The following is a 23,600-nucleotide window of genomic DNA, read 5'->3' as shown; positions in this document are numbered from 1 at the left end:
GATAATCTCTCGCGCAGCCCGCGACTCCCTTTGGCAAAACGCGTTATATAGGTCGGATGACCGACACCGCCACCATGCCCCTCGCCGACCTGATCGCCGCCCGCCTGCAGGATGCCCTGTCCCCGGCACGGCTGACCGTGACCAACGACAGCCATCATCACGCCGGCCATATGGGCGACGATGGCACCGGCGAAACCCATTTCTCGGTAGCGATCGTCGCCGACGCCTTCACCGGCCAGTCGCGCGTCGCGCGGCAGCGACTGGTGAACCATGCGCTCGCCGATCTGCTTGCGACCCGCATTCACGCGCTGGCGATCCGCGCCCGTGCACCCGGAGAGGCTGATTGACCTACGACCTGTGGTATTGGCCGACGATTCAGGGGCGCGGCGAATTCGTCCGCCTGCCGATGGAAGCGGCGGGCATCGACTATCGCGACCGCGCCCGGCAGGACGGGGTGGCGGCCATGCAGCACCAGTTGCAGCGCAGTCCCCGCGCCCCCCTCGCCCCGCCCTTTCTCGACCTCGACGGCATTCGCATCGCGCAGGTCGCCAACATCCTGCAGCATCTGGGCGAACGCCACGGCCTCGCTCTCTCCAGCATCCGCGACCGGCAATGGGCGAACCAGTGGCAGCTGACCATCGCCGACCTGGTGAGCGAGGTGCACGCCGTCCACCATCCGGTCGCAACCGGCGCCTATTATGCCGAACAGCGCCCGGAAGCGGCGCGCGCGGCACAACAGTTCCTGAGCGAACGCCTGCCCAAATATCTGCGCTATTTCGACGGGCTGATCGGCGAACATAGCGGCCCTTGGGCGATCGACCATCGCTGGACCTATGTCGACACCTCGCTGTTCCAGCTGGTCGAGGGTTTGCGCTATGCCTTTCCCCGGCGGATGGCGACGCTGGAGCGCGACCTCGCCCGCCTGATCGCGATCCACGACCAGGTGGCGAAGCTGCCCGGCATCGCCGCCTACCTTGCCAGCGACCGCCGGATTACGTTCAATACCGACGACATTTTTCGCCACTACCCCGAACTGGACGCCGACTGATGGAAAACGACCGCTTCTTCCTGCAGACGATCCAGCCGGTCACCCACGATCTGGGCGGGTTCAAGGTCCATCGCACCCTGCCGACCCGCACCCGCACCATGGTCGGCCCATTCATCTTCTTCGACCAGATGGGTCCGGCCGAACTCGACCCCGGACAGGGGATCGACGTGCGCCCGCACCCGCACATCAACCTCGCCACCGTCACCTATCTATTCGGCGGGGCGATCGACCATCGCGATTCGCTTGGCACCCATGCCCGGATCGAGCCGGGCGCGGTCAACCTGATGACCGCCGGCCACGGCATCGTCCATTCCGAACGCTCGCCGGCCGACGAACGCGCCGGCGGGCCGCTGCTGTCGGGTATCCAGACGTGGCTGGCGGTGCCCGAGGATCGCGAAGAGATGGACCCGGCGTTCGAACATGTCGAAGCTGCCCGGCTGCCGGTCGTCTCGGCCAGCGGCGCCACCGCCCGCGTCGTCATGGGCGACCTGTGGGGCGTCTCCGCCCCCACCACCCAGTACGCCGCGACCATCTATGCCGATATCGTGCTGGAGGCGAACGGCGCGATCCCGATCGATGCCGGGGCCGACGAACGCGCGCTCTATTTGACGCATGGCGACGCCGCGCTGGACGGCGTGGCGCTCGAACCGATGACGCTCTACGTCCTGCGGCCCGGCATCGCCGCGACGCTGCGCTCCTCGGGCGGTGCGCGGGTGATGCTGTGCGGCGGCGAAGCGTTCACGACACCGCGCTATGTCTGGTGGAATTTCGTCTCCTCGCGCCGCGACCGCATCGACCAGGCGAAGCAGGACTGGAAAGCGGGCAACTTCCCCAAGGTGCCGGGCGATTCGCAGGAATTCATCCCGATCCCCGAAGTGCCCAAGACGGTCAGCTATCCATGAGTGATCTTACCCGTATCGCGCTGCCGACCGGCGTATCGCTCGACGTCGCGGTGGCGGGCGATCCGGCCGATCCGGCGATGATCTTCCTCCACGGCTTTCCCGAATCGCACCGGACATGGCGGCACCAGCTGCCCGAATTCGCCCGCGACCATTATGTCGTCGCCCCCGACCAGCGTGGCTTTGCCGGGTCGGACAAGCCGCCGTCGGTCGCGGACTATGCCCCCGCCCGGCCGGTCGCCGACTTGATCGCGCTGGCCGATGCGCTGGGGATCGGGCGCTTCACGCTGGTCGGCCATGACTGGGGCGGCGCGATTGCGTGGATGGCGGCGCTGAACCACCCTGACCGGATCGAGCGGCTCGTCATCCTGAACGCGCCGCATCCGCTGGTCTTCCAACGCTCGCTGTTCGACGATCCGGCCCAGCGCGCCGCCAGCCAGTACATGACCCGCTTCCGCGACACGACGCTCGACCAGGGGCTGACCGAAGCGGGGCTCGACCATTTCTTCACGACCGGCTTCGCGAAGTTTGTAAGCCATCCGATCGCCGACGCGGACAAGGCGGCGTACCTCGCCGAATGGCGCCATCCCGGCGCGATGACCGCGATGCTCAACTGGTACCGCGCGTCGCAGATCATCGTCCCTGCGATGGACGAGACGCCCGCGCGCCCGGCATGGCTCGACGGCCCCTTCCCGCCGGTGACGCAACCGACGCTGGTGGTATGGGGAACGCAGGACCACGCGCTGCTGCCGGTGCAACTGGCGGGGCTCGACGCCTATGTCCCCGACCTGACGGTGGTGCGGGTCGAGGCGGGGCATTTCGTGCCGTGGGAAGCACCGGAGGCGGTCAATGCGGCGATGCGGGGGTGGTTGGCCTGACACGACCTCAACCCACCCCGTTCGGTTCGAGCAGCTTCGAGCGTGTCGAGAAGCGTTCGTCGAGAACACACTGTTTGGGGCACCCCCTTCTCGACTACGGTTCTCGACAAGCTCGAACCTCCGCTCGAAGCAAACGGAGGGGATAGGAGTGGGAAGGGCTTAGACCCGAACCTGCTTCGCGACCGAATCGAGCAGCCCGTTCACGAACCCCTTTTCGCGCCGGTCGTAGAACGCATCGGCGACGTCCAGATATTCGCTGATGACCGCCGCCACCGGCACATCCGCCCGCGCCAGCAGCTCGTACGTCCCGGCGCGCAAAATCTGCCGCATCGGCTTGTCCAGCCGCTCGATCGACCAGCCGCTCGACAGCTTGGTCGAAATCAGCGCGTCGATCTCTTCGCGGCGGGCATCGACGCCCTTGACCACATCGTCAAAGAAATGGACGTCGGCCTCGGCATATTCGACGTCTTCGATCGTCGCGCCCAGCCGGTGCTGGTGGAATTCATGGAGCAGCGCCGGGATCGGCGTCGCTTCCATCTCATGCTGGTACAGCGCCTGGACGGCGGCCAACCGGGCAGCGGCGCGCGCCTGACGGGCACCGCGCGGACGGGAATTCTTGCTGGTCATAAGCGCCGCCCCATAGCGCCACCTTGCCCCCGAAGTCGAGGGGGCGGTTTCCTACATGTGCCGCCCATGCCAGCATGGCCCAACGCTCTTTGAACCGTCCGCCTTTGAACCGTCCGCCGCCACCGCGCCCGCGCCCCACCCCGCGCGCAACTTGCGCACGAGTGTGAACTTAGTGAACTTTGGCCCGCCAGAACACGATCGTGCCCCCGCGCAGGCGGGGGCCCAGAGCCAAACGGGGCCGTCGCAAGTCGGCACCTGAAACCCAACGATTACAGTCGTATCGCCACCGATCGCGCATGGGCCGGCAGCCCCTCTGCCCCGGCCAGCGTCACCGCCGCCGGCCCGATTTTCGCCAGCGCGGCGGCATCCAGCCCCAGGAAGCTGGTGCGCTTCATATAGTCCAGCACCGACAGTCCCGAGGCAAAGCGCGCCCGCCGCCCGGTCGGCAGCACGTGGTTCGGCCCCGCGACATAATCGCCGACCGCTTCCGGCGTATAGCGTCCCAGGAACACCGACCCGGCATGCCGCACCGCCTTGAACAGCGGTTCCGGATCGCCGACCGCCAGTTCCAGATGCTCGGGCGCCAGCCGGTCGACCAGCGGCATCGCATCGGCCAGCGTCGGCACGATCACGATCGCCCCGTTCGCATCCCAGCTCGCCCGCGCGACCTGCCCGGTTGCCAGCTCGGCGATCTGCCGATCGACCGCCGCCGCCACCCGATCGGCAAAGCCCGCATCGTCGGTGAACAGGATCGACTGGCTGGTCGGGTCATGCTCGGCCTGGCTCAGCAGGTCGGCGGCGATCCATTCCGGGTCGTTCTGCCCGTCGGCGACCACCACGATTTCGGACGGTCCGGCGACCATGTCGATGCCGACCACGCCGTACAGCTGGCGCTTGGCCTCTGCGACCCACGCATTGCCCGGCCCCGTGACCACATCGACCGCCTTGATCCGGTCGGTGCCATAAGCGAGCGCGGCGACGGCCTGCGCCCCGCCGATCCGCCACACCTCGTCCACCCCAGCCAGCGCGGCGGCAGCGAGGACCAGCGGGTTCACCTCGCCCTTCGGCGTCGGGGTGACCATCACGATCCGCTCGACGCCCGCGACCTTGGCCGGCACCACGTTCATCAGCACCGACGACGGGTATGCCGCGCGTCCGCCCGGCACATAGACCCCCGCCGCTTCGACCGCGCTCCACCGCGCGCCCAGCCGCACGCCATCGGCGTCCACCGTGTCGCGATCCTCGGGCCGCTGCTTCGCATGATACGCCGCGATCCGGTCGTGCGCCAATTCCAGCGCCGCGCGCAGTTCGGGATCGAGGCCCGCCAGCGCCGCCTCGCACGTCGCCCGCTCGATCCGCCAGCCGGTCGCATCAGGATCATGGCCGTCGAACTTCTCGGTAAAGGCGCGCACCGCCGCGTCGCCATCGTCGCGCACCGCGCGCAGGATCGCAGTCACGTCGCGCGCCACGTCGCTGTCCGCCTCCCGCCTGGCATCGACCAGCGCGGCGAAGTCGGCGGCGAACCCGGCCGCGCTGGCGTCCAGCCGGATCATGCCGCCACCGCCCGGCGGAACGCATCGACCAGCGGCACGACCTGTTCCCGCGTCTTGAACGCCGCGCGATTGACGACCAGCCGCGACGTCACTTCGGCAATGGTTTCGACTTCCACCAGCCCATTCTCCTTCAACGTGCGGCCCGACGACACCAGGTCGACGATGCGCGGGGCAAGGCCCAGCACCGGGGCCAGCTCCATCGCGCCGTTCAGCTTGACGCACTCCGCCTGAACGCCGCGCGCGGCGAAGTGGCGCTGGGTCGTGTGCGGATATTTGGTGGCGATGCGCACGTGGCTCCACCCGCGCGGATCGTCGGTGGCGGCCATGCCGGCGGGTTCCGCGACCGAGATGCGGCAATGCCCGATCTTCAGGTCGACCGGCGCGTACAGTTCGGAATAGTCGAACTCGGCCAGTACGTCGGACCCGACAATGCCCAGCTGCGCCGCGCCATGTGCCACGAACGTCGCGACGTCAAACGCGCGCACGCGGATCAGGTCGATGTCGGCGCGGTCGGTCCTGAACCGCAACGCCCGGCTGTCGGGATCGCGAAACGCCGCTTCGGGCACGATGCCGGCGCGGGCGAGCAGCGGCATGGCTTCGTCGAGGATACGCCCCTTGGGCACGGCGATGATGATGGGATCGGTCATGGGCAGGCCGGGCTTTACTTGGGGCGCACGGCGGGCGCAACAGACGGGCCATGGCCGACGAACCGACGAATCGCGATGCCTTTCGCCAGCAGGCGGCGTTCTGCGCGGCGATGGATGCGCCCGTGACCGCGGCGGTCTGCACCGCGCTGGCCGAGGCGTTGACGCGGGAAAGCGCCACCGGGCGGCGCACGCTCGACTGGCCGGGGCAGCCGATCCCCGACGCGCTGCCGCTGCGGCTGGTCGGCGGCCTCCACGCGCTTGCCCGAAAGGGCAGCGATCCCGAACTGACCGCGCTGTTCGCCGGGCGGGGTGACGCGGTGGCCATCCTGCGCCGCGTGCTGGTCGAACACGACGCCGCGCTGCTGCCCTGGCTCGACGGCCCGCCGCAGACCAACGAACCGATGCGATCGGGCGTGCTGATGACCGGGCTGCTGGCGGTCGCCGCCGCGCACGGCCCGGCGGTCGAGCTGCTCGAGATCGGGTCGAGCGCCGGCCTGAACCTGCTGATCGACCGCTATCGCTTCGACCTAGGCGGGGTGAGCGTCGGGCCGGACGACAGCCCGGTCACGATCCGCCCCGACTGGCGTGGTGCCCCGCCACCCGCCGTGCCGCTGGAAATCCGGTCGGTACGCGGCGTCGATATCCAGCCGCTCGACGCCACCTACCCGGCGGTCGCCACCCGCCTTGCCGGCTATGTCTGGGCCGACCAGCCCGAACGGCAGGCGCGCCTTGCCGCCGCCACCGCGATGCGGCGCGCGCGGCCGGTCGATCTGGTGCAGGGCGATGCGGTCGACTGGCTCCGCGCCCGCCTGGCCGAACCGCAGGCGGCGGGCGTCACCCGCGTGCTGCTGCATTCGGTCGTCTGGCAATATCTGGGCGATGCCCGCCGCGCCGCGATCACCGCGATGATGCAGGACGCCGCCGAACGCGCCACGCCCGAACGCCCGCTCGCATGGGTCCGGATGGAGCCCGACCGGGTGCTGCAACGCCAGGAACTGATCGTCCAGCACTGGCCGGGCCAGCCCGCGCCGCACATGCTCGCCACCGCCCACGCCCATGGCGCGTGGATCGCGGGCGTGTGACCGAGGCCGACTTCATCGCCGCGCTGCGCCGCCTGCCGCTCCATCCCGGCGCGCACGGCCTGACCGACGATGCCGCGCATCTCGGCGACCTCGTGCTGACCAAGGACATGATCGTCGCGGGCGTCCATTTCCTTGCCAGCGACCCGCCTGCCGATGTCGCGTGGAAGCTGGTCGCGACCAACCTGTCCGACCTCGCCGCCAAGGGCGCGGTGCCGGTCGGCGTTATGCTCGGCTATCCGATCGGCGACGACGACTGGGACCGCGCCTTCCTGACTGGCCTCGACGCGGTGCTGCGCGCGTTCGACTGTCCGCTGCTCGGCGGCGACACGGTGAAGTTGCCGCCGCACACCCCGCGCATCCTGTCGCTGACCGCGCTCGGCCGCAGCGCCCATGCCCCCTGCCGCGACGGTGCGCGGCCTGGGGATAGCCTGTGGATAACTGGCACGATCGGCGATGCCGGCGCCGGCCTCGCCATCGCGCAGGGGGCGGCCGGGCCGGCATCGCTGCTCGCCCGGTACCGCCGCCCGACGCCCCGGCTGGCCGAAGGACAGGCGCTCGCCCCCCATGTCCACGCGATGATGGACGTGTCCGACGGCCTGCTGATCGACGCCGGCCGCATGGCGGCGGCCAGCGGGTTGGCGGTCGAGATCGACCTTGCCTGCGTTCCGCTGTCCGACGACCTTAAGGCGTTCGGCCACGACGCCCTGACCGCCGCGACGGCGGGCGACGATTACGAATTGCTGTTCGCCTGCGACGGCGAGCCTCCAGTCGCAGCGACGCGCATCGGACGGTTTGCAAAAGGAGAAGGTCTGGACCTGCTAGACGCGGGCCGCCCCCTCCCCGTGCCCGATCGCCTCGGCTACCAGCACTGATCCTCCCCGGCACGGGGAGGGGGACCGCCGCGAAGCGGTGGTGGAGGGGGGTGTCGGCATACGGCACGGATGCGTCGCGAGGAGATCCCCCTCCACCAGCTTCGCTGGTCCCCCTCCCCGTGCCGGGGAGGATTTAGCTATTGCGCCCCCCGCCCATCGGCATAAGCTGCCCCACTTCAAGGGCATCGACCCGACGAGACAGCCGGGCGGCCCCGTTCAGGAGGGGTTTGCGGATGACGATCGTCTATCTGGCCATGGCGTGCGCGGTATTGGCCGTGCTCTACGGCATCTTCACCGCCATGCAGGTGCTGCGCGCGCCTGCGGGCGATGCGCGGATGCAGGATATCGCCGCCGCTATCCAGGAAGGGGCCAAGGCGTATCTCGGCCGGCAATACCGCACCATCGCCATCGTCGGCGTCATCGTCGCCATCATCCTCTTCCCGACCCTTGGCGCGCTGTCGACGGTTGGCTTCGTCATCGGCGCGGTGCTGTCGGGCGTAGCGGGCTATGCCGGCATGGAGATTTCGGTACGCGCCAATGTCCGCACGGCGGAGGCTGCGCGTGGGTCGTTGCAGGGGGGCCTTACCATGGCGTTCCGCTCCGGCGCGATCACCGGCATGCTGGTCGCGGGCCTCGGACTGTTCGCGATCGCCGGCATCTTCTGGTACCTCGTCGCCATTGCCGGCCATGGTCCGGGCGACCGCGAAGTGGTCGAAGCGCTGACCGCGCTGGCCTTCGGCGCGTCGCTCATCTCGATCTTCGCGCGGCTGGGCGGCGGCATCTTTACCAAGGCGGCCGATGTCGGCGCCGATCTGGTGGGCAAGGTCGAGGCGGGCATTCCGGAGGACGACCCCCGCAACCCCGCCGTCATCGCCGACAATGTGGGCGACAACGTGGGCGACTGCGCCGGCATGGCCGCGGACCTGTTCGAAACCTATGTCGTCACCATCGGCCTGACCATGGTGTCGATCGCGCTGCTGGTCCAGGCACCGCCCGCCGAACTGCTGCGGCTGATGGCGCTGCCGCTGATCGTCGGCGGGGTGTGCATCGTCACCTCGATCCTCGGCACCTACATGGTCCGGCTCGGCAAGGGTCAGTCGATCATGGGCGCGCTGTACAAGGGGTTCTGGACCACCGCGCTGCTCGCCGTTCCCGCCATTTATTTCGCGGCAAGCTGGGCGCTCGGCGACCTGAACGCGGTGATCGGCGGGGCCGGCTTCCTCGATCCGGGCGGCGATACGCTGACCGTCGATGGGGCGCTCGGCGCACAGGCACCGGTCGCGGGGCAGAGCTTCACCGGCATGGACCTGTTCTGGTGCATGATGATCGGCCTTGCCGTCACCGCCGCGCTGGTGTGGATCACAGAATATTACACCGGCACCGCCTATCGCCCGGTCAAGTCGATTGCGAAGGCCAGCGTCACCGGCCACGGCACCAACGTCATCCAGGGCCTTGCCATCAGCCTCGAATCGACCGCGCTGCCGACCCTTGTCATCGTCGTCGCGGTGATCGCATCCTACCAGCTCGCCGGCATCATCGGCGTCGCCTTCGCCGCGACCGCGCTGCTGGCGCTGGCCGGCATGGTCGTCGCCCTCGATGCCTATGGCCCGGTCACTGACAATGCCGGCGGCATCGCCGAAATGGCGAACCTGCCGGAAGAAGTCCGCCGCCGCACCGATGCGCTCGACGCGGTCGGCAACACGACCAAGGCGGTGACGAAGGGCTATGCGATCGGCTCCGCCGCGCTCGCCGCGCTCGTGCTGTTCGGGGCCTATACCACCGACCTGAAGCTGTTCTTCCCCGACCTGACCGTCGATTTCTCGCTGTCCAATCCGTACGTCATCGTCGGACTGCTGCTCGGCGCGCTGCTCCCCTATCTGTTCGGCGCGTTCGGCATGACCGCCGTCGGCCGCGCGGCGGGATCGGTGGTGGAGGATGTCCGTGCGCAATTCGCCGCCGACCCCGGCATCATGGCCGGGACCAGCCGCCCGCAATATGGCCGCACCGTCGATATCGTCACCCGCGCCGCCATCCGCGAGATGATCATCCCCTCGCTCCTCCCCGTCCTCTCCCCCGTCGCGGTCTATTACATCGTGAAGTGGGTCGCGGGACAGGCACAGGGCTTTGCGGCGTTGGGCGCGATGCTGCTCGGCGTCATCGTCTCTGGCCTGTTCGTCGCGATTTCGATGACCAGCGGCGGCGGCGCGTGGGACAATGCCAAGAAATATATCGAGGACGGCAATCACGGCGGCAAAGGGTCGGAGGCGCACAAGGCGGCGGTTACCGGCGACACGGTGGGCGATCCGTACAAGGACACCGCCGGCCCTGCGGTCAACCCGATGATCAAGATCACCAACATCGTCGCCCTGCTGCTGCTCGCCGCGCTTGCCGGCGGGGGCGCGGGATAAGCCATTGCACCTCGCCGTGGCCGCGCTACCATCGCGGGCGAACGGCGGGGGCTTTTCGATTCAGGACGGACGCGCGCTGCCGGGGGGCGGCATCGCGCGGCCCCCGCCCCCCGGCGCATACGGGGGACGAGAATGCGGCTGTTGCCATGGATCGGATTGACGCTTGCCACCGCCCTGCCGGCACAGACCCCGGCGCCCGTCGCCGCGGTCGACCCGGCCACGCCCGTCCCGATCACCACCTTCGCCGAACTGCCACTGCTCGAATCTCCCAGCCTATCGCCCGACGGCACGCGGTTGATGGCGAAGGGCGCGGTGAACGGAAAGCAGGTGCTGCTGCTCACGTCGCTGATCGATACCAAGCAGAACCACACGATGGCTGCCCCCGAAAACACCGACATCAACTGGTGGCGCTGAGTCAATGACGACTGGGTCGTGATCGGTCTCGGTGCGCAGCAGGATTATTTCGGCCAGGAAATCTACGTCACCCGCGTGCTGGCGATCAGCACCGACCTGAAGACCACCCGCCGGCTCGACTGGAACAGCTCGGGCGTGCGCGCCGACGATGTGCTGTGGGTCGCGCATGACGGAACCCCGCGCATCCTGTTGTCGAAACAGACCGGCATCGAAACCGAAGCCGATTTCAACCCGTCGGTGTTCGAGATCGACGTATCGACCGGCAAGTCGCGCCGCGTGGCGGAGGGGCGTCCCAACGTCCGCACCTGGTACGCCGATGGCGAGGGGCAGGTCCGCGCCGCCTATCAATATAACGATGCCACGCGCAGCTCGGCGCTGCTGTACCGCGCGAACAACCGCGACAGTTTCCGCCCAATCGCCCGGCGCGCGCGCAAGGACGAGGACGGGATGACCATCCCGCTCACCTTCCGCGCCGATGGCACCACCGCCGTCGCCTATGACGACGAAGGCGGCTTCACCGCGCTGTACGAAGTATCGCTGCCCGACCTGAAGCTCGGCAAGAAGCTCTACGCGCTCGACGGTTATGACGTCGACGGCATCATCGACAATGCGCAGGAAAACGACGTGGTCGGTGCCACCGTCACCGACCATCATGGACGGTCGGTCTGGTTCGACAACGACCTGAAGGAATTGCAGCAGGCGATCGACGGATCGGTCGGCGACCGCCGCGCCCGGATCATATCGTGGAACCGGACGCGCACCCGCTTCCTGATCGAAGTCGCCGCCGCGTCGCAGCCCGGCGCGCTGTATTTCTGGGACACCGGCAATGCGAAGATGAACCGGCTGGCTTGGAACAGCCCGATATTGCAGAGCCGCCGCCTCTCGCCGGTCAGCACGATCCGTTATGCCGCGCGCGACGGGACGCCGATCGAAGCGGTGCTGACGATGCCCCGCCACCGGATGGGGCAAAAGAACCTGCCGCTGATCGTCCTCCCCCATGGCGGCCCGTCGGCGCGCGACAGCGAGGGCTGGGACTGGTGGACGCAATATCTGGCGGAGATCGGCTATGTCGTGATCCAGCCCAATTATCGCGGATCGTCGGGCTATGGCATCGCCTTTGCCAAGAAGGGCGCGGGCGAATGGGGCCTGAAGATGCAGGACGACCTGAACGATGCGGTCACCCATCTGGCGAAACAAGGCATCGCCGATCCGAAGCGGGTGTGCATGGTCGGCGCGTCCTATGGCGGCTATGCGGCGATGCGCGCGGCCCAGCGCGACGGGAATCTGTACCGCTGTGCGGTCAGCTATGCCGGCGTGTCGGATCTGGCGGCGCTGCGCCGGTACGACAGCCAGTTCCTGAACGGCCGCACCATCGGCGACTGGCTGAAGACGCAGGCCCCTGATTTCCAGCTGATCTCGCCGCGCTTCCATGCCGGGGATTTTTCGACCCCGATCCTGCTGATGCACGGCAAGGTCGACAAGCGCGTGCCGGTCGCCCAGTCGCGCAATCTCGCCGCCGAACTGAAGAAGGCGGGCAAGCCCTATCGCTATGTCGAACAGCCGCTGGGCGACCATTTCTTTTCCCGCAGCGAGGACCGGCTGCAATTCCTGAGCGAGATGACCGCGTTCCTGAAGGAGCATAATCCGTCGTAACGGCCGCTCGTCGTCCTCGCCTGCGCGAGAATGACGAGCGGGCGGCACCCTTGCCTCACCCCACCCCACCCCTTATTTAGACCAAACAGCGTCGACCGGCCGTGCCAGCCACGGGTCCGGTCGTTCGCGCTTTCCTTTTTATCGTTTAGCGCCTATGGGAACCCGCCCGGTTGCCGGTGCGCCATAATCTCATGAGGTATTTGTTTGGCGAAGGAAGAACTTCTCGAAATGCGCGGCCAGGTGGTCGAACTGCTGCCCAACGCGATGTTCCGCGTCCGGCTCGAGAATGACCACGAAATCCTGGGGCACACCGCCGGCAAGATGCGCAAGAACCGCATCCGCGTGCTGGTCGGCGACGAAGTCCTCGTCGAACTCACCCCCTATGACCTGACCAAGGGTCGCATCACCTACCGCTTCAAGTAAGCGACAGCCGCATGACCGGAGCTACGGCCATGCGCCTGATCCTTGCCTCGACCTCGCCCCGTCGCCGCGACCTGCTGGCGCGGATCGGCGCGGTGCCGGATCGGGTCGAAGCGCCCGATATCGACGAATCCCCGCTGAAGGGCGAACTCCCGCGCCCCTATGCGCTGCGCCTCGCCGAAGCGAAGGCGCGCGCGATCGGGCCACAGGATGGTGCGGTCGTGCTGGCCGGCGACACGACGATCGCGCTCGGCCGCCGTATCCTGCCGCCCGCCACGACCGAGGATATCCAGCGCGAGCTGCTCAGGCTGCTGTCGGGCCGTCGCCACCACTGCCTGTCCGCCGTCTGCGTGCTGATGCCCGACGGCACCGCGCGCATTCGCATCGCCGACACCATCGTCGCGTTCAAGCGGCTGGAGCCGCGCGAGATCGACGCGTACATCGCGTGTGGCGAGGGGCTGGGCAAGGCCGGCGGCTATGCGATCCAGGGCCGGGCCGAGGCGTTCGTCCGCTTCCTCTCGGGCAGCCATTCGGGCGTGATCGGCCTGCCGCTGTTCGACACCCGCGCCTTGCTCGAAACCGCCGGCGTCCCGCTTGGCTGACTGGATCGTCGAGCGCGGCATCGGCGAAATTCGCGCTGCGCGGATCGTCGATGACGACATCGTCGAGGCGCGGATCGAACCCGACGACGCGCTCCGCGCCGGTACGATCTTCCCCGCCCGCCTCGTCCGCCGCATCCCGGTGCGCAACGAAGGGATCGTCGCGTGGGACGGGGGCGAGGCGCTGCTCCACCCCCTGCCGCGCGCCGTGACCGAAGGGGCGACGCTGCTGGTCGAGATCACCCGGCCCGCCACCCCCGAACCTGGCAAGCCCAAGCGCGCACGCGCCCGCCCCGCCCTGCCCGATGCGGTCCCGTGCGTCGGCCCCTCGCTGGCCGACCTCCCCGACGCCTGCATCGTCGGCCCGTTCGACCGTGACCTGCTGGGCGAGGCCGGCTGGCCGCTGCTGATCGAGGAAGCGACGACCGGACAGGTTGGCTTTCCCGGCGGCGCGCTGACGATCTCGCTGACCCCGGCGATGACGCTGATCGACATCGATGGCGAACTCGCACCCGCCGACCTCGCGGTCACCGGCGCCCGCGTGGCGGCACGCGCCATCGCCCGGCTCGACCTTGCCGGATCGATCGGCATCGACCTGCCGACGGTGGGGGACAAGGGCGTCCGCATCGCCGCTGCCGAAGCGGTCGACGCCATCCTGCCGCAACCCTTCGAACGCACCGCCGTCAACGGCTTCGGCTTTCTCCAGATCGTGCGTCGCCGCACCCGTGCCTCGCTGCCGGAACTGTTCGCACACGTCCCCGCCCATGCCCGCGCGCTGCTGCGACAGGCGCAGCGCGACCGGGGCAGCGGCGAACGCACGCTGACCGCGCATCCCGCCGTCATCGCCGCGATCGCCGCGCGGCCCGACTGGTGCCAAGCGGTCGAACGCACGCTGGGTGCCACGCTTGCCTTGCGGGGCGACGCCGGCCTCGCCATATCCGCCGGCCATGTCCAGGCCCGCTTCCCGTAACAATTGCCCGCTGTGTTCTGCCCCGACGGACGCCGCCTTTCGCCCGTTTTGCAGTCGCGGCTGTCGCGACCGCGACATGCTGAACTGGATGGGTGAGGGATATCGCATCCCCGGCCCGATGGCATCGTCGGATGAAAAAGGCGAAACCGGGCTGGACAGCGACGATCCGCCCCGCTAACAGGCCCGCTCTCCCGGACAACCGGGCGTGCCCGGATAGCTCAGTTGGTAGAGCATGCGACTGAAAATCGCAGTGTCGGCGGTTCGAATCCGTCTCCGGGCACCACTTCTCCCCCATCGCTGAACCGAACCGCGCCAGGCTCAGCGCGCGGCGACCGATTCGAACCAGATCATCTCGGTACGCCAGCCGCGTTCGCCCGCCAGCGTCGCCACCTTGTCGCGCCAGTCGCTGCCCCGGCTGCCAAGCGGCGGGGCCAGCATCGCCGGCTCGAACGGCCCCTTGCCAGTGACCAGCAACAGCCCCGACCAACCCGCATGGTCCAGGTCGATCTGCAGCCGATACCGATCGTTCCCCAGATCCTTGATCGGCACTTCGTCGCGCGACGCACGCAGCGTGGCGGCAAAGGCGGCGCGATCGGCGATCAGCATCTCGATCCGCCCCGACGGCTCGATCCCGAGCAGCGCGAAGTCGAGCGACGGATCGCCGATGTCGATGCCGACGATCGCATTGGCTGCCTGTCGCCCGGCATAGGCCGAGGTGGCGGGCTGCGGCCGCATTTCGAACCGGCGTTGCGGCACGCTCAGCCGGTGGCCACCATTTGCGCGAATCTGGCGAAAGGCGTCCAGCGCGGCGCAACCCGCCGGCGTGATGACCGCCACATCGGCGAAATCCATCCGGCGCGTGGCGATGCCCCGGTCGCGCAGCGTCTCGCCGATCTCGCGCTGGGCCTGCGCCGGGTCGCCCGCCACGCCGGTTAGCGCGACGTCGACCCCGCCACCGGCCGCCGTGATGTCGGTGATGCTGAGCCAGGTACAGCCGACCGAGGGCAGCGCCGTGTCGATCGCGGATCGCGCGGTCTGCACCGGATCGCCCGGTGCCGCGACCGGCACATCGCCCGTCGCCCGCTGGCCCCCGCCCCGCCCCGACAGGAACAGCAGGGCGGCCACCAGGATCGCGACCAGCGCCGTCGCGCCGCCCGCCCACAGCCACCGGCGCGGCAGACCGGACGACACGACGCCCGGCACCTCCGCTGCGTCCAGCGCCGCCAGCACCGCCTCCATATCGCGCAAACGTTGCGCCGGATCGGGCCGCACCATCCGCTCGACGACGCTGCGCAGCGGGACCGGCACGGCGGACAGGTCCAGCCCGGCACGCCGCTTGTCGACCGCATCGACCAGCGTGCCGCCCAGCCCCAGATCGGCCCCGCGCGCCACCGCGAGGATCAGCAGCCCCAGGCTGTAGACATCGGTCCACGGGCCCAGCGCCCGATCGAAATCGCCCAGCTGTTCGGGCGCGACATAGCCGAGCTTGCCGGCAAAGCCGTCGCCCACGATCGTCGCGGTGCCGGGGTCGAGGTCCTTGGCGATGCCGAAATCGATCAGCTTGGCACGGCGCAGCTCACCCCCGCCCAGCAGCACATTGTCGGGCGCCACATCGCGGTGGATCGCCCCCAGCCGATGCGCCGCCGCCAGCCCCGATGCCAGCCGCCGCAGCAACCCGCCCAGCGCCGCCGGATCGGGGTTGAGCGTCGGCAGCACGTCCGACAGGCTGGTCCCGTCGATATATTCGGTGACGATGTAGAGGACGCCCAGTTCGGGCTCCATCGCCAGCACGCGATACTGCACCACCGCCTCGTGGTGCAGCCGGGTCAGCGTCTGCGCCTCGCGCCGGAACAGGGTGATGACGTTCGGATCGGCGGCCAGCGCCGGTAGCATCACCTTGATCGCGACGCGTTCGTCGGTGGCGAGGTTCGCGCCCTCGAACACCTCGCCCATGCCGCCGCGCGCCAGGAAGCGGCGCACGACGAACATATGGTTCAGCACGTCGCCGGGCTGGATATGGTCGCTGCGCTGCGCCACGGTACCGCCTGTGGGTTCGAACACGGTGCGGTCGGCATCACCCTCGCCCCGGCCGTCGCCCGGCTGAAACACGGTGCGGTCGTCGTCGTCGCCGGTCATGCCGCGCCGCGCCCCAGTGACAGCGCCGTCGCCTCCTCGACCGCGACCAGCACGATGGTCACATTGTCCGGTGCCCCACCCGCCAGCGCACTCGCGACCAGCCGGTCGAGCGCCGCCTGCCGGTCGGGCAAGGCCATGGCGGCGGCGATCGCGGCATCGTCGGTCGTCGCGGTCAGCCCGTCGCTGCACAGCAGGAACAGGTCACCGGGCAACGCGTCATCGGTCACCACATCGACCGCCAGCCGCGCCCCCACCCCGACCGCGCGCGCCAGCACATGGCCGCGTGGATGGTCGCGCGCCTCCTCGGGCGAGATCAGCCCGCGATCCACCATTTCCTGCACCTGGCTATGGTCGCGGGTCAGCGGGTGCAGCACCCCGTCGCGCAGCACATAGGCGCGGCTGTCCCCGACCCAGATCGCGGAGAAACAGCCACCGCGCACCAGCAGCGCGACCACGGTCGACCCCATCTGCTGCGTCCGCCGCTGCGCCTCGGCCCAGATGCGGCGGTTGGCGCTGTGCACCGCGTCGGCGACGGTGCGGGTCGCCTCGTGGAAATCACCGGGCAGGTCGATCGCCTCCAGCGCCTGCACCACCGCGTTCGACGCCCAGTCGCCATGGGCATGGCCGCCCATGCCATCGGCGACCGCCCACAGGCCCAGATCGGGCCGCGAGCAGAAGCGATCCTCGTTGATCCGGCGTTTCAGCCCCGGATGGGTCGCGGCAAACCCGCGCGCGCGGACGCCGCTCATGCCAGCATCTCCACGATCAGCTCGACCGGATGGGGTCCGTCCAGCCCATTCCCCTGCGCACTGGACCAGCGCGCCACGACACCGCGCGGCGCGGAACCCGCCGCCGCCAGCCGATCCACATCCCAGCCTTCGGTAATCGCCGCATAGAGCAGGTCCTCGCACGCCGACGGATCAAGCTGGGCATCGTCCGCCAGCAGCAGCACCGGAAAGCGCCGCCCTACCGCATCCTGCGACGCCGCGACCGCCCCGGCGACGCCCTCGCCCGTCGCCCGCCAAGGCTGCGCAACGTCAAACCGCGCGTCGAAATCGCCAGGGAAACGTGCCCGCGCCGTCGCCAGCGCATCCGCCAGCCAATCATCGAGCGCGCCACGCGTCGCGGCATCCATGCCCCGCGCGACGAAATCGCCATGCGCGGGCAGCTTGCCGAACACCCACGCGGTCATAGCGTCCTCGGGCAGCGAAACGACCACAGCCCGGCGCGGCTGAACGGGTTGCGCTTCGTCGGCAGCGCGATGGCCAGCGTGCTGCGCGCCATGCCGTCACCAAAGCCGGCCTCGATCCGCTGTTCGCCGGCATTGCGCTTTTCGGCGCGGTCCATCAGCCGGAACAGCGCCCATGGCCCCTCCGTCTCGATCCGCGCCAGTTCGGGGCCGGGCGGGGCATCGCCGCCCGCCGGCGCGGCACCCGGCGCCGCCGGGCCGTAAAGGATCAGCGACGCCTCGGGCAGCCCGCCATTGGCCGACCACAGGATCGGACGTGGCTGGTTGCTGGTCGGGGTGAAGCGATAACGCGTGCCGCCGCTCGACAGTTCGACCGTGCCGACCCCCTGCCCGAAACGCGCCACCGCCACCTTGATCGGCAGGCCACCGGCCAGCAGGTCGCGCAGCTCGGCACTGCGGGCAAAGGCCTCGGGCGTGGCGGGGTTCAGCGCCGCCACCACCGGATCACCCTCGCGCCAGCGCCACACCGGGCCGCCGGTGTCGATCAGCTTCGCCAGCCGCTGCTGCACGAACGAATCGATCACGCCGCCCATCCCGAACACGCGCAGCGTTTCAGCCATCGGCGCATCCGGGGCGCTTGCGAAGAAAGGGTAGTGCTCCTGGGCAACCCCCTGACACGCCGGCAGGACGCTCTGGGCATAGGCGTCGGTCACCGCGCCGCTCGCCGCGCCGATCTGCGCCGCGGCACCGCCGCCTGCCGCCTGATTGACGAAGGATTGCAGCTGTGGCGGGGCCTGCGCCGCCGATGCCTTTACCGTGGCGAGCGCAGTGGCCATCGCCGCCTGGGTCGCGTCCGACCCGCCGCCACCACCGACCGACTGCGCGGCGATCACCGCTTGTCCCGCCGCCTTGATCCCGCCGATGAATTCATCGACCGGCGCCGAGCCGCGCCCGTCGCCGACATATTCGTGCAGGTTCGCGAAATAGCCGGTGATCTCGTCGCCCGCATCGATCCCGCTTGCCCGGTCGCGTCCGACTTCGTTCGCGACACGCCCCAGCCGCGACCGGTTCATGCCATAGCGCCCGGCCCGCGCCAGCCCGGCCTGCACCCCGCCGGTAAAGATCGTGTTCTTGCGCAGTTCGAGCAGCACGCGTTTCAGCGGCGACGGACTCTTGGTCAGCGCGCCGAACGCGGCGGGGTCGCGGAAATAGGCGCCGGGCTTCATCGCGGCGATGATCCCGTCCCATGCCGCGATATAGTCCTTGGCATACAGCCCCGCGACACCGGCGCGCACGTTGGACAATTCCTCGCCCACGCCCGCCTCGCCCGCGCCGCCCAGCACCCACAGGTCGCGCTTCAGATCCTGCTGCACCGTCGCCAACCCTGGCAGATACGCCTTCTCATAGCCTGCGCGCGTGAAGAAATAGGGGATGCGATAGGCCGCGACCGCATCGGGGTTGGCAAAGGCCAGCACATCCCCTTGCGACAGGATGTTCGCCGCCTCCCATGCCGGACCCGCCGACGCCGCCTTCTGTCGCATCACCGCATAGGCACGGTCGGCAAGGCTGAGCGTCTGCACCGCCGCGCGCGCCGACGCGACCAGTCCGGCGTCGAGCGGCGGGCGGCGATTGGCCCAGACCGACGCCATGTCGCGATCCTCCAGCAGCGCGTCGAGATGCCGGGTCAGCGCGGTGCGCTCCGCCTGGCTGTCGGCACCGGGATAGAGCTCGCCCGCCCAGTCGGCGGTGACCCACGCCTTTACCGCCTTCGCATCCATCGGGCCCTGCTGGCCGAGCATCAGATACACTTTCAGCGGTTCGTACAGCCGCATCGGATCGCGTCCATCGGCCCGCATCACTGCCTCCAGCCGCAACAACAGGCGGGGCAGCAGGATGCGGCGCAGCGCCACGCGGTAGCTTTCCTCCGCCTGTTGGCTGAGACTCGACTGATACAGCCCGAACGTCATCATCAGCGGCGGACCACCGGCGCGCCGTTCGGCATAGCCGCGTGGCAAATTGCGCAGCGTGTCCAGCGCGGGCAGCGCGGCGCGCAGATCGGCATCGTCCTCACGCACCTGTGCCAGATCGACGCCCGCCTCGCGCAGCTGCTTTTCAGCCATCTGCGCCCGCTCGGCCGCCGCATTCTGGAACGCGCGGTTACGGGCATAGCTGATACCCCATGCCGCCAAGACCAGCGCGGTCGCGATGCCGATCGCCGCCAGCACCGCGATCAACCGCGCACGGTGCCGCGTCCGCGCACGCAGGTCGGTCGACCCCAGCCCGGCTTCGGGAAACATCACCTCGGTCAACAGCCGGTTGAGGAAATAGGCGCGGCTGCGCGTTTCCATGCCGCCGGCGGGCGCTTCGTACACCTCGCCCATCGCCGCCAGGATACGGTCGAGCGGCGCCCCCTCCTGGACGCCGCTGGTCAGGTAGAAGCCGCGCAACTGCGCCGGGGCATCGTCGCCCGCGACGAACGCACCCTCGGCAAAGCGCATCAGCCGCGCGCGCAGGCTGCGCAACTGGGCGGGGAAGCCCAGCATCATGCCGCGCCGCCGCTGGTCGACCTCTTCGAACAGTCGCCGTGCCTGCCGGTCGGCGATCGCCTGCGCCGATATGTCGAACGCCTGCGCCAGCGCCTCGGCGCTCGGCCGGCCATCGCCGTACGGCAATGTCGCACCGAACACTGCGCGCCGCCCCTCGACGTCCAGATCGTCGAAATAGGTGTCGAACCCGGCCAGCAGATCGGCCTTGGTCACGACCAGATACACCGGCACCGCCGTCTCCAGCGTCCGGCGCAGCTCAACCAGCCGTCGCCGTACCGCGCTGGCATGGGCGTCGATCGCCGCACAGTCGCTGCCGACCAGCGTATCGACCCCGATCGCGACGAGGATGCCGTTGATCGGTTGCGCCGGGCGATGGCGTTTCAGCAGGTTGAGGAACGCGCCCCATCCCGCCGCATCGACGGTCGCGTCCGAATCCTGCGTGGTATAGCGCCCGGCGGTATCGACCAGCACCGCTTCGTCGGCGAACCAGAAATCGAGGTTGCGGGTGCCGCCCACGCCCTTCGCCGCCTGTTCGACGAACGGGAAGCGCAGGCCCGAATGGAGCAGCGCGGTCGTCTTGCCCGCGCCCGGCGGGCCGATGATAACATACCACGGCCGGCTGTAGAGATAGTCGCGGCGATTGCCCGATGCGCTGCGCAGCTTCGCCAGCGCATCGCCCATGCGGCTGCCCAGCGCCTTGCCCTCTTCCTCGGCGGCGTCGGGTCCGGCAAGTTCTTTGGCGATGGCGTCCGACCGCTTCTTGGCCTGCCAGCGCCGCCAGCCCCACCATGCACCCCACAGCAGCGCGATGCCGACGACGAACGCGATCCGCACGCTCCACGGCCGGAAAAAGGCGAAGAACAACGGCAGCGCGAACAGGACGATCAGCGCCAGCACCAGCGCGGTCAGCAGCGTGACCGCATACCAGTTGGTGAAGAACCGCCGCATCACTGGCGCCTCGGCACGATGATCTCGACCCGGCGGTTCTGCGACTTGCCCTGCGGCGTATCGTTCGATGCGATCGGCACGCTTTCCCCCAGCCCCTTGGTCGTCACCCGCGACGGATCGGACAGGTCCTCGCGGATCAGCTTGCCGACCGTCTCCGCCCGCGCCTCCGACAGTGCCATATTGTCGGGGAAGCGCACCGTCGCCACGCGGTCGTTATCGGCATGGCCCTCGATCAGCACCGATCCGCGTTCGCCCTCGATCGCCCGGCCGATGCGGTGGAACAGCGTCTCGCGCCCGGTCTCCAGTGCGTCCGACCCGGATTCGAACAACTGCCCGACGGTCGTGCGCACCCGCACCGTCTGCGCATCCTCCTCGACCGTTACCAGCCCTTCGCGAATTTCGGGTTCGAGGAACTTGGCGAGGCGCGACGCCTGTGCGCTGCGTGCCGCCGCCATCGTCTCCGCCGGGCGCGACAGGGTCAGGCGACTGTCGGGGTTCAGCGCGGCGAGCCGGTCGGACGGCAAGTCGCCGCTCGATGCCAGCATCAGCCGCAGCACGGCATAGACCAGCACCAGCAGCGCGAGTGCACCCGCCGCCACCAGCGCGAGGATATTCATCCCGATCCGGGCCGGCGCGGCCTTTTCCCCGCGCCAGTTGGGGACCAGTTCGACCTGCGACAGCGCGCGGACGTGCGGCAGCGCGCCGTACAGCCGCGTCATGATCTCCTGCAACCGCCGCCGCCCGTCGGGCATCACGCGGAACCGCCCCTCGAACCCGGCGGCCAGGCACGCATGGAACAGCTCGATCAGATCGAGATTGTCGTTCGGCGTGCGCAGCATGTCGTCGACCAGCTGCCAGAAACGGTCGCCACCGATATTTTCGTGGAAGAACTGCACGACCATCGACCGGCGCGCCCATTCGGCGCCATCGGTGCCGATGCCGGGCAGGTTCTGCGCGATGTCGTCGGCGGTCGCGCAGACGGCATATTTGGCGCGCTGGCGCTTTTCTTCGGGATAATGCGGTGCGATCGCCCGCTCGAACGTCGCGATCGCCTTGGCACATTCGCGGTGGAATTCGGGCATCGGCATCCGCACCCGCCCGGCACGCACCGCCGCCAGCAGCGCGAGGACCGGCTCCGCCTCCGCCAGCATGATGTTGCGGACCTTGGGCGGGGTCGCCGGCAGCGGCACATCGTCTTCGGACAGGCGCGACGGGGCAAGGTTCCCGCCGCCCGGCGCATGGCCGGTACGCGACAGCGGCGGCGGCGCGCCATAGCCCGCATCCGGCGTGGCCCCACGCCGCAACCCCTGCAATGGCGACGGCCGGAAGACCGTCTTGTCGCCCTCGTCGCCGTCTTCGGTCACCGCGCGCTCCGTTTCACGCACCACAGTTCGAGCTTCAGCCCCGGCCAGTCACCCGCGACATGCAGCCCCAGTGCCGTCGCCTGCTGGAACTCCGCCCAGTCGGGCACGCCGCGATCCAGTTCGAAATAGACGAAGCCGGGCAGCACGCGCAGCTGCGGCGGCGGGGTCGGGGTATGGCGCAGCGGCACGCCGGGCAGCGCCGAATCGACGATCTGCCGCATCCGCTGCACCGCGCCGATCTTTGCGACCGAGGGGAACAGCCCGCGAATTTCCTCGACCGGCGCGGCGGCCGATACCGCCAGGTAGAAATAGCCGGTCTGGTACAGCGCGTGGTCGGTGATCCGCGAGACATAGGCCCCCGGCCCCGCCTGATCGAGCGGCAGTTGCACCGCCGATCGTTCGAACACCGCCGACAGCATCGATTGCAGCAGGTCGAACACCGGATCGAAACATTGCTGCGGATCGACATGATCGTAGCGCGGCAGCGGCGGTGCGCGGCGTTCGGGTCGGATCAGCGTGGCCAGCTCCCCCGCCATCGACACCAGCGCCTCGAACAGCCGTTCGGGATGCACCATCGGCAGATGCTGGAGATGGTCGAGCACCGGCAGCCAGCGATTGAGCGCCTGCAGCAGCAGGAACCCGGCAAAGGTATCCGACCCGCCATCGGTCGCCTCGACCGCGCGCAGGGCCAACTCGCCCGCGCGCTGTCCGGCGCGCCCGGCAATGTCCGACAACCCGCCGCGCAACCGCGCCGCCGCCGCGATATCCAGCGTCGCCGGGATATAGCGGTCGTCGAGCATCACCCGCTTGTTCTGCACCTCGCGCACTTTGACGAGGCCCAGCGTCACCCGGCCATAGGTCTGGTCGCGGGTCACGCCGAAGCGGAGGTTCGGCCGCGCCAGCCCGACCGGCTCGCTGCTCCTGTCGCTCGAAAAGCTGTCGGCGACCTCGGCATCGTCGACCAGGAAGCGGGCGTCGAGGCTGTCGCTGTCCGCCTCGCGAAACTGCACCGCGCCGGGCTGTGCCGCGGGCAGCGTCAGCGAAATCAGCGCGTCGCGCGCATCGGCGGGAATGTCGAGCGGCGGCGGCGGCGGGATGTCGTCGGGGATCGAAAACGGCGTGCCGTCGGGCAGGATACCGGTCGCGCGCGTCACCGCGAACTTGCCCAGCGTCGCCACATCCTCGTCGATCACCAGCTCGGTCAGGCCCCATGGCCATGGCCGGATCGACGCGATCCGCGCGTTCAGCTGTGCCTCGGCGTGGCGGTCCTGCGCCTGAAAATGCTGCGGCCGCAGGAACATACCCTCGGACCACGCCACCCGGTTCTTCACCAACCTCTACCCCCTT

22 protein-coding genes and 1 tRNA gene are annotated in these 23,600 nt (G+C 69.3%); 14 read left to right on the top strand and 9 right to left on the bottom strand.

The window, feature by feature from the left end:
- The first annotated feature begins 56 nt into the window (after nucleotides 1–56).
- The 4 genes from ASE58_RS04360 to ASE58_RS04345 are packed head-to-tail and all read left to right on the top strand — an operon-like array spanning nucleotide 57 to nucleotide 2,825.
- Nucleotides 57–347, top strand: coding sequence for a BolA family protein (locus ASE58_RS04360; protein ID WP_055758134.1), 291 nt, complete (start codon nucleotides 57–59; stop codon nucleotides 345–347).
- The gene (locus ASE58_RS04355; protein WP_055818266.1) at nucleotides 344–1,048 is read left to right on the top strand and encodes a glutathione S-transferase; all 705 of its coding nucleotides are present in this window, start codon (nucleotides 344–346) and stop codon (nucleotides 1,046–1,048) included. Before ASE58_RS04360 ends, ASE58_RS04355 begins: the two co-directional genes overlap by 4 nt.
- Nucleotides 1,048–1,950 (top strand): pirin family protein, encoded by a 903-nt coding sequence (locus tag ASE58_RS04350; protein WP_055758126.1) that lies wholly within the window; start codon nucleotides 1,048–1,050, stop codon nucleotides 1,948–1,950. Before ASE58_RS04355 ends, ASE58_RS04350 begins: the two co-directional genes overlap by 1 nt.
- Nucleotides 1,947–2,825, top strand: coding sequence for an alpha/beta fold hydrolase (locus tag ASE58_RS04345; RefSeq protein WP_055818264.1), 879 nt, complete (start codon nucleotides 1,947–1,949; stop codon nucleotides 2,823–2,825). Before ASE58_RS04350 ends, ASE58_RS04345 begins: the two co-directional genes overlap by 4 nt.
- Before the next feature lie 159 nt (nucleotides 2,826–2,984).
- Here ASE58_RS04345 and nusB read toward each other — a convergent pair whose 3' ends face one another.
- The 3 genes from nusB to hisG form a co-directional block, all read right to left on the bottom strand.
- A complete protein-coding gene (nusB, locus tag ASE58_RS04340) occupies nucleotides 2,985–3,452 on the bottom strand; it encodes a transcription antitermination factor NusB (protein WP_055758120.1) in 468 nt (155 codons plus the stop codon).
- A gap of 269 nt (nucleotides 3,453–3,721) precedes the next feature.
- Nucleotides 3,722–5,005: a histidinol dehydrogenase gene (gene hisD / locus ASE58_RS04335; protein ID WP_055818262.1), complete on the bottom strand. Its 1,284-nt coding sequence runs from the start codon at nucleotides 5,003–5,005 to the stop codon at nucleotides 3,722–3,724.
- Entirely contained in the window at nucleotides 5,002–5,652 is a 651-nt protein-coding gene (gene hisG / locus ASE58_RS04330; protein WP_055758115.1) for an ATP phosphoribosyltransferase, read from the bottom strand. The genes hisD and hisG overlap by 4 nt, the downstream gene beginning before the upstream one ends.
- 50 nt (nucleotides 5,653–5,702) lie before the next feature.
- Between hisG and ASE58_RS04325 the strand changes: the two genes are divergently transcribed.
- The 10 genes from ASE58_RS04325 (at nucleotide 5,703) to ASE58_RS04290 (ending at nucleotide 14,353) form a co-directional block, all read left to right on the top strand.
- On the top strand, nucleotides 5,703–6,734 hold the full coding sequence (locus ASE58_RS04325) for a DUF2332 domain-containing protein (RefSeq protein WP_055818261.1): 1,032 nt from the start codon (nucleotides 5,703–5,705) through the stop codon (nucleotides 6,732–6,734).
- Nucleotides 6,731–7,606: a thiamine-phosphate kinase gene (gene thiL / locus ASE58_RS04320; RefSeq protein ID WP_055819480.1), complete on the top strand. Its 876-nt coding sequence runs from the start codon at nucleotides 6,731–6,733 to the stop codon at nucleotides 7,604–7,606. The genes ASE58_RS04325 and thiL overlap by 4 nt, the downstream gene beginning before the upstream one ends.
- A 233-nt stretch (nucleotides 7,607–7,839) precedes the next feature.
- On the top strand, nucleotides 7,840–10,014 hold the full coding sequence (locus tag ASE58_RS04315; RefSeq protein ID WP_055818260.1) for a sodium-translocating pyrophosphatase: 2,175 nt from the start codon (nucleotides 7,840–7,842) through the stop codon (nucleotides 10,012–10,014).
- 132 nt (nucleotides 10,015–10,146) lie between these two features.
- Nucleotides 10,147–10,428, top strand: a complete 282-nt coding sequence (locus ASE58_RS18270) for a hypothetical protein (RefSeq protein ID WP_235511817.1) — start codon at nucleotides 10,147–10,149, stop codon at nucleotides 10,426–10,428.
- Nucleotides 10,429–10,446: 18 nt separating this feature from the next.
- Nucleotides 10,447–12,081, top strand: coding sequence for an alpha/beta hydrolase family protein (locus ASE58_RS04310; protein WP_235513489.1), 1,635 nt, complete (start codon nucleotides 10,447–10,449; stop codon nucleotides 12,079–12,081).
- Nucleotides 12,082–12,285: 204 nt separating this feature from the next.
- Nucleotides 12,286–12,504, top strand: coding sequence for a translation initiation factor IF-1 (infA, locus tag ASE58_RS04305; RefSeq protein ID WP_003049127.1), 219 nt, complete (start codon nucleotides 12,286–12,288; stop codon nucleotides 12,502–12,504).
- A 29-nt stretch (nucleotides 12,505–12,533) separates the two neighbouring features.
- A complete protein-coding gene (locus tag ASE58_RS04300) occupies nucleotides 12,534–13,103 on the top strand; it encodes a Maf family protein (RefSeq protein ID WP_055818258.1) in 570 nt (189 codons plus the stop codon).
- Nucleotides 13,096–14,070 (top strand): hypothetical protein, encoded by a 975-nt coding sequence (locus ASE58_RS04295; RefSeq protein ID WP_055818256.1) that lies wholly within the window; start codon nucleotides 13,096–13,098, stop codon nucleotides 14,068–14,070. Before ASE58_RS04300 ends, ASE58_RS04295 begins: the two co-directional genes overlap by 8 nt.
- Entirely contained in the window at nucleotides 14,048–14,248 is a 201-nt protein-coding gene (locus tag ASE58_RS17435) for a DNA gyrase inhibitor YacG (RefSeq protein ID WP_082456982.1), read from the top strand. Before ASE58_RS04295 ends, ASE58_RS17435 begins: the two co-directional genes overlap by 23 nt.
- A 29-nt stretch (nucleotides 14,249–14,277) precedes the next feature.
- A tRNA-Phe gene (locus tag ASE58_RS04290) sits at nucleotides 14,278–14,353 on the top strand.
- A 35-nt stretch (nucleotides 14,354–14,388) separates the two neighbouring features.
- Here the strand turns inward: ASE58_RS04290 and ASE58_RS04285 are convergent.
- Genes ASE58_RS04285 through tssK form a run of 6 tightly spaced genes read right to left on the bottom strand, consistent with a single transcriptional unit; the run spans nucleotide 14,389 to nucleotide 23,584 of the window.
- The gene (locus ASE58_RS04285) at nucleotides 14,389–16,206 is read right to left on the bottom strand and encodes a serine/threonine-protein kinase (protein ID WP_055818254.1); all 1,818 of its coding nucleotides are present in this window, start codon (nucleotides 16,204–16,206) and stop codon (nucleotides 14,389–14,391) included.
- Nucleotides 16,203–16,955 (bottom strand): PP2C family protein-serine/threonine phosphatase, encoded by a 753-nt coding sequence (locus ASE58_RS04280; RefSeq protein WP_055818252.1) that lies wholly within the window; start codon nucleotides 16,953–16,955, stop codon nucleotides 16,203–16,205. Before ASE58_RS04280 ends, ASE58_RS04285 begins: the two co-directional genes overlap by 4 nt.
- Complete coding sequence (gene tagF, locus ASE58_RS04275; RefSeq protein WP_156347614.1) at nucleotides 16,952–17,398, bottom strand: type VI secretion system-associated protein TagF; 447 nt, start codon at nucleotides 17,396–17,398, stop codon at nucleotides 16,952–16,954. The genes ASE58_RS04280 and tagF overlap by 4 nt, the downstream gene beginning before the upstream one ends.
- Nucleotides 17,395–20,889: a type VI secretion system membrane subunit TssM gene (tssM, locus tag ASE58_RS04270; protein WP_055818248.1), complete on the bottom strand. Its 3,495-nt coding sequence runs from the start codon at nucleotides 20,887–20,889 to the stop codon at nucleotides 17,395–17,397. Before tssM ends, tagF begins: the two co-directional genes overlap by 4 nt.
- A complete protein-coding gene (icmH, locus tag ASE58_RS04265; RefSeq protein WP_055819477.1) occupies nucleotides 20,889–22,253 on the bottom strand; it encodes a type IVB secretion system protein IcmH/DotU in 1,365 nt (454 codons plus the stop codon). Before icmH ends, tssM begins: the two co-directional genes overlap by 1 nt.
- A complete protein-coding gene (tssK, locus tag ASE58_RS04260) occupies nucleotides 22,250–23,584 on the bottom strand; it encodes a type VI secretion system baseplate subunit TssK (protein WP_235511815.1) in 1,335 nt (444 codons plus the stop codon). The genes icmH and tssK overlap by 4 nt, the downstream gene beginning before the upstream one ends.
- Nucleotides 23,585–23,600: the final 16 nt, after the last annotated feature.

The organism is Sphingomonas sp. Leaf9, from assembly GCF_001421355.1.
Lineage (GTDB): Bacteria > Pseudomonadota > Alphaproteobacteria > Sphingomonadales > Sphingomonadaceae > Sphingomonas.
The sequence above is the reverse complement of the archived record's forward strand: the minus strand, read 5'-3'. Positions and strand labels throughout refer to the sequence as shown.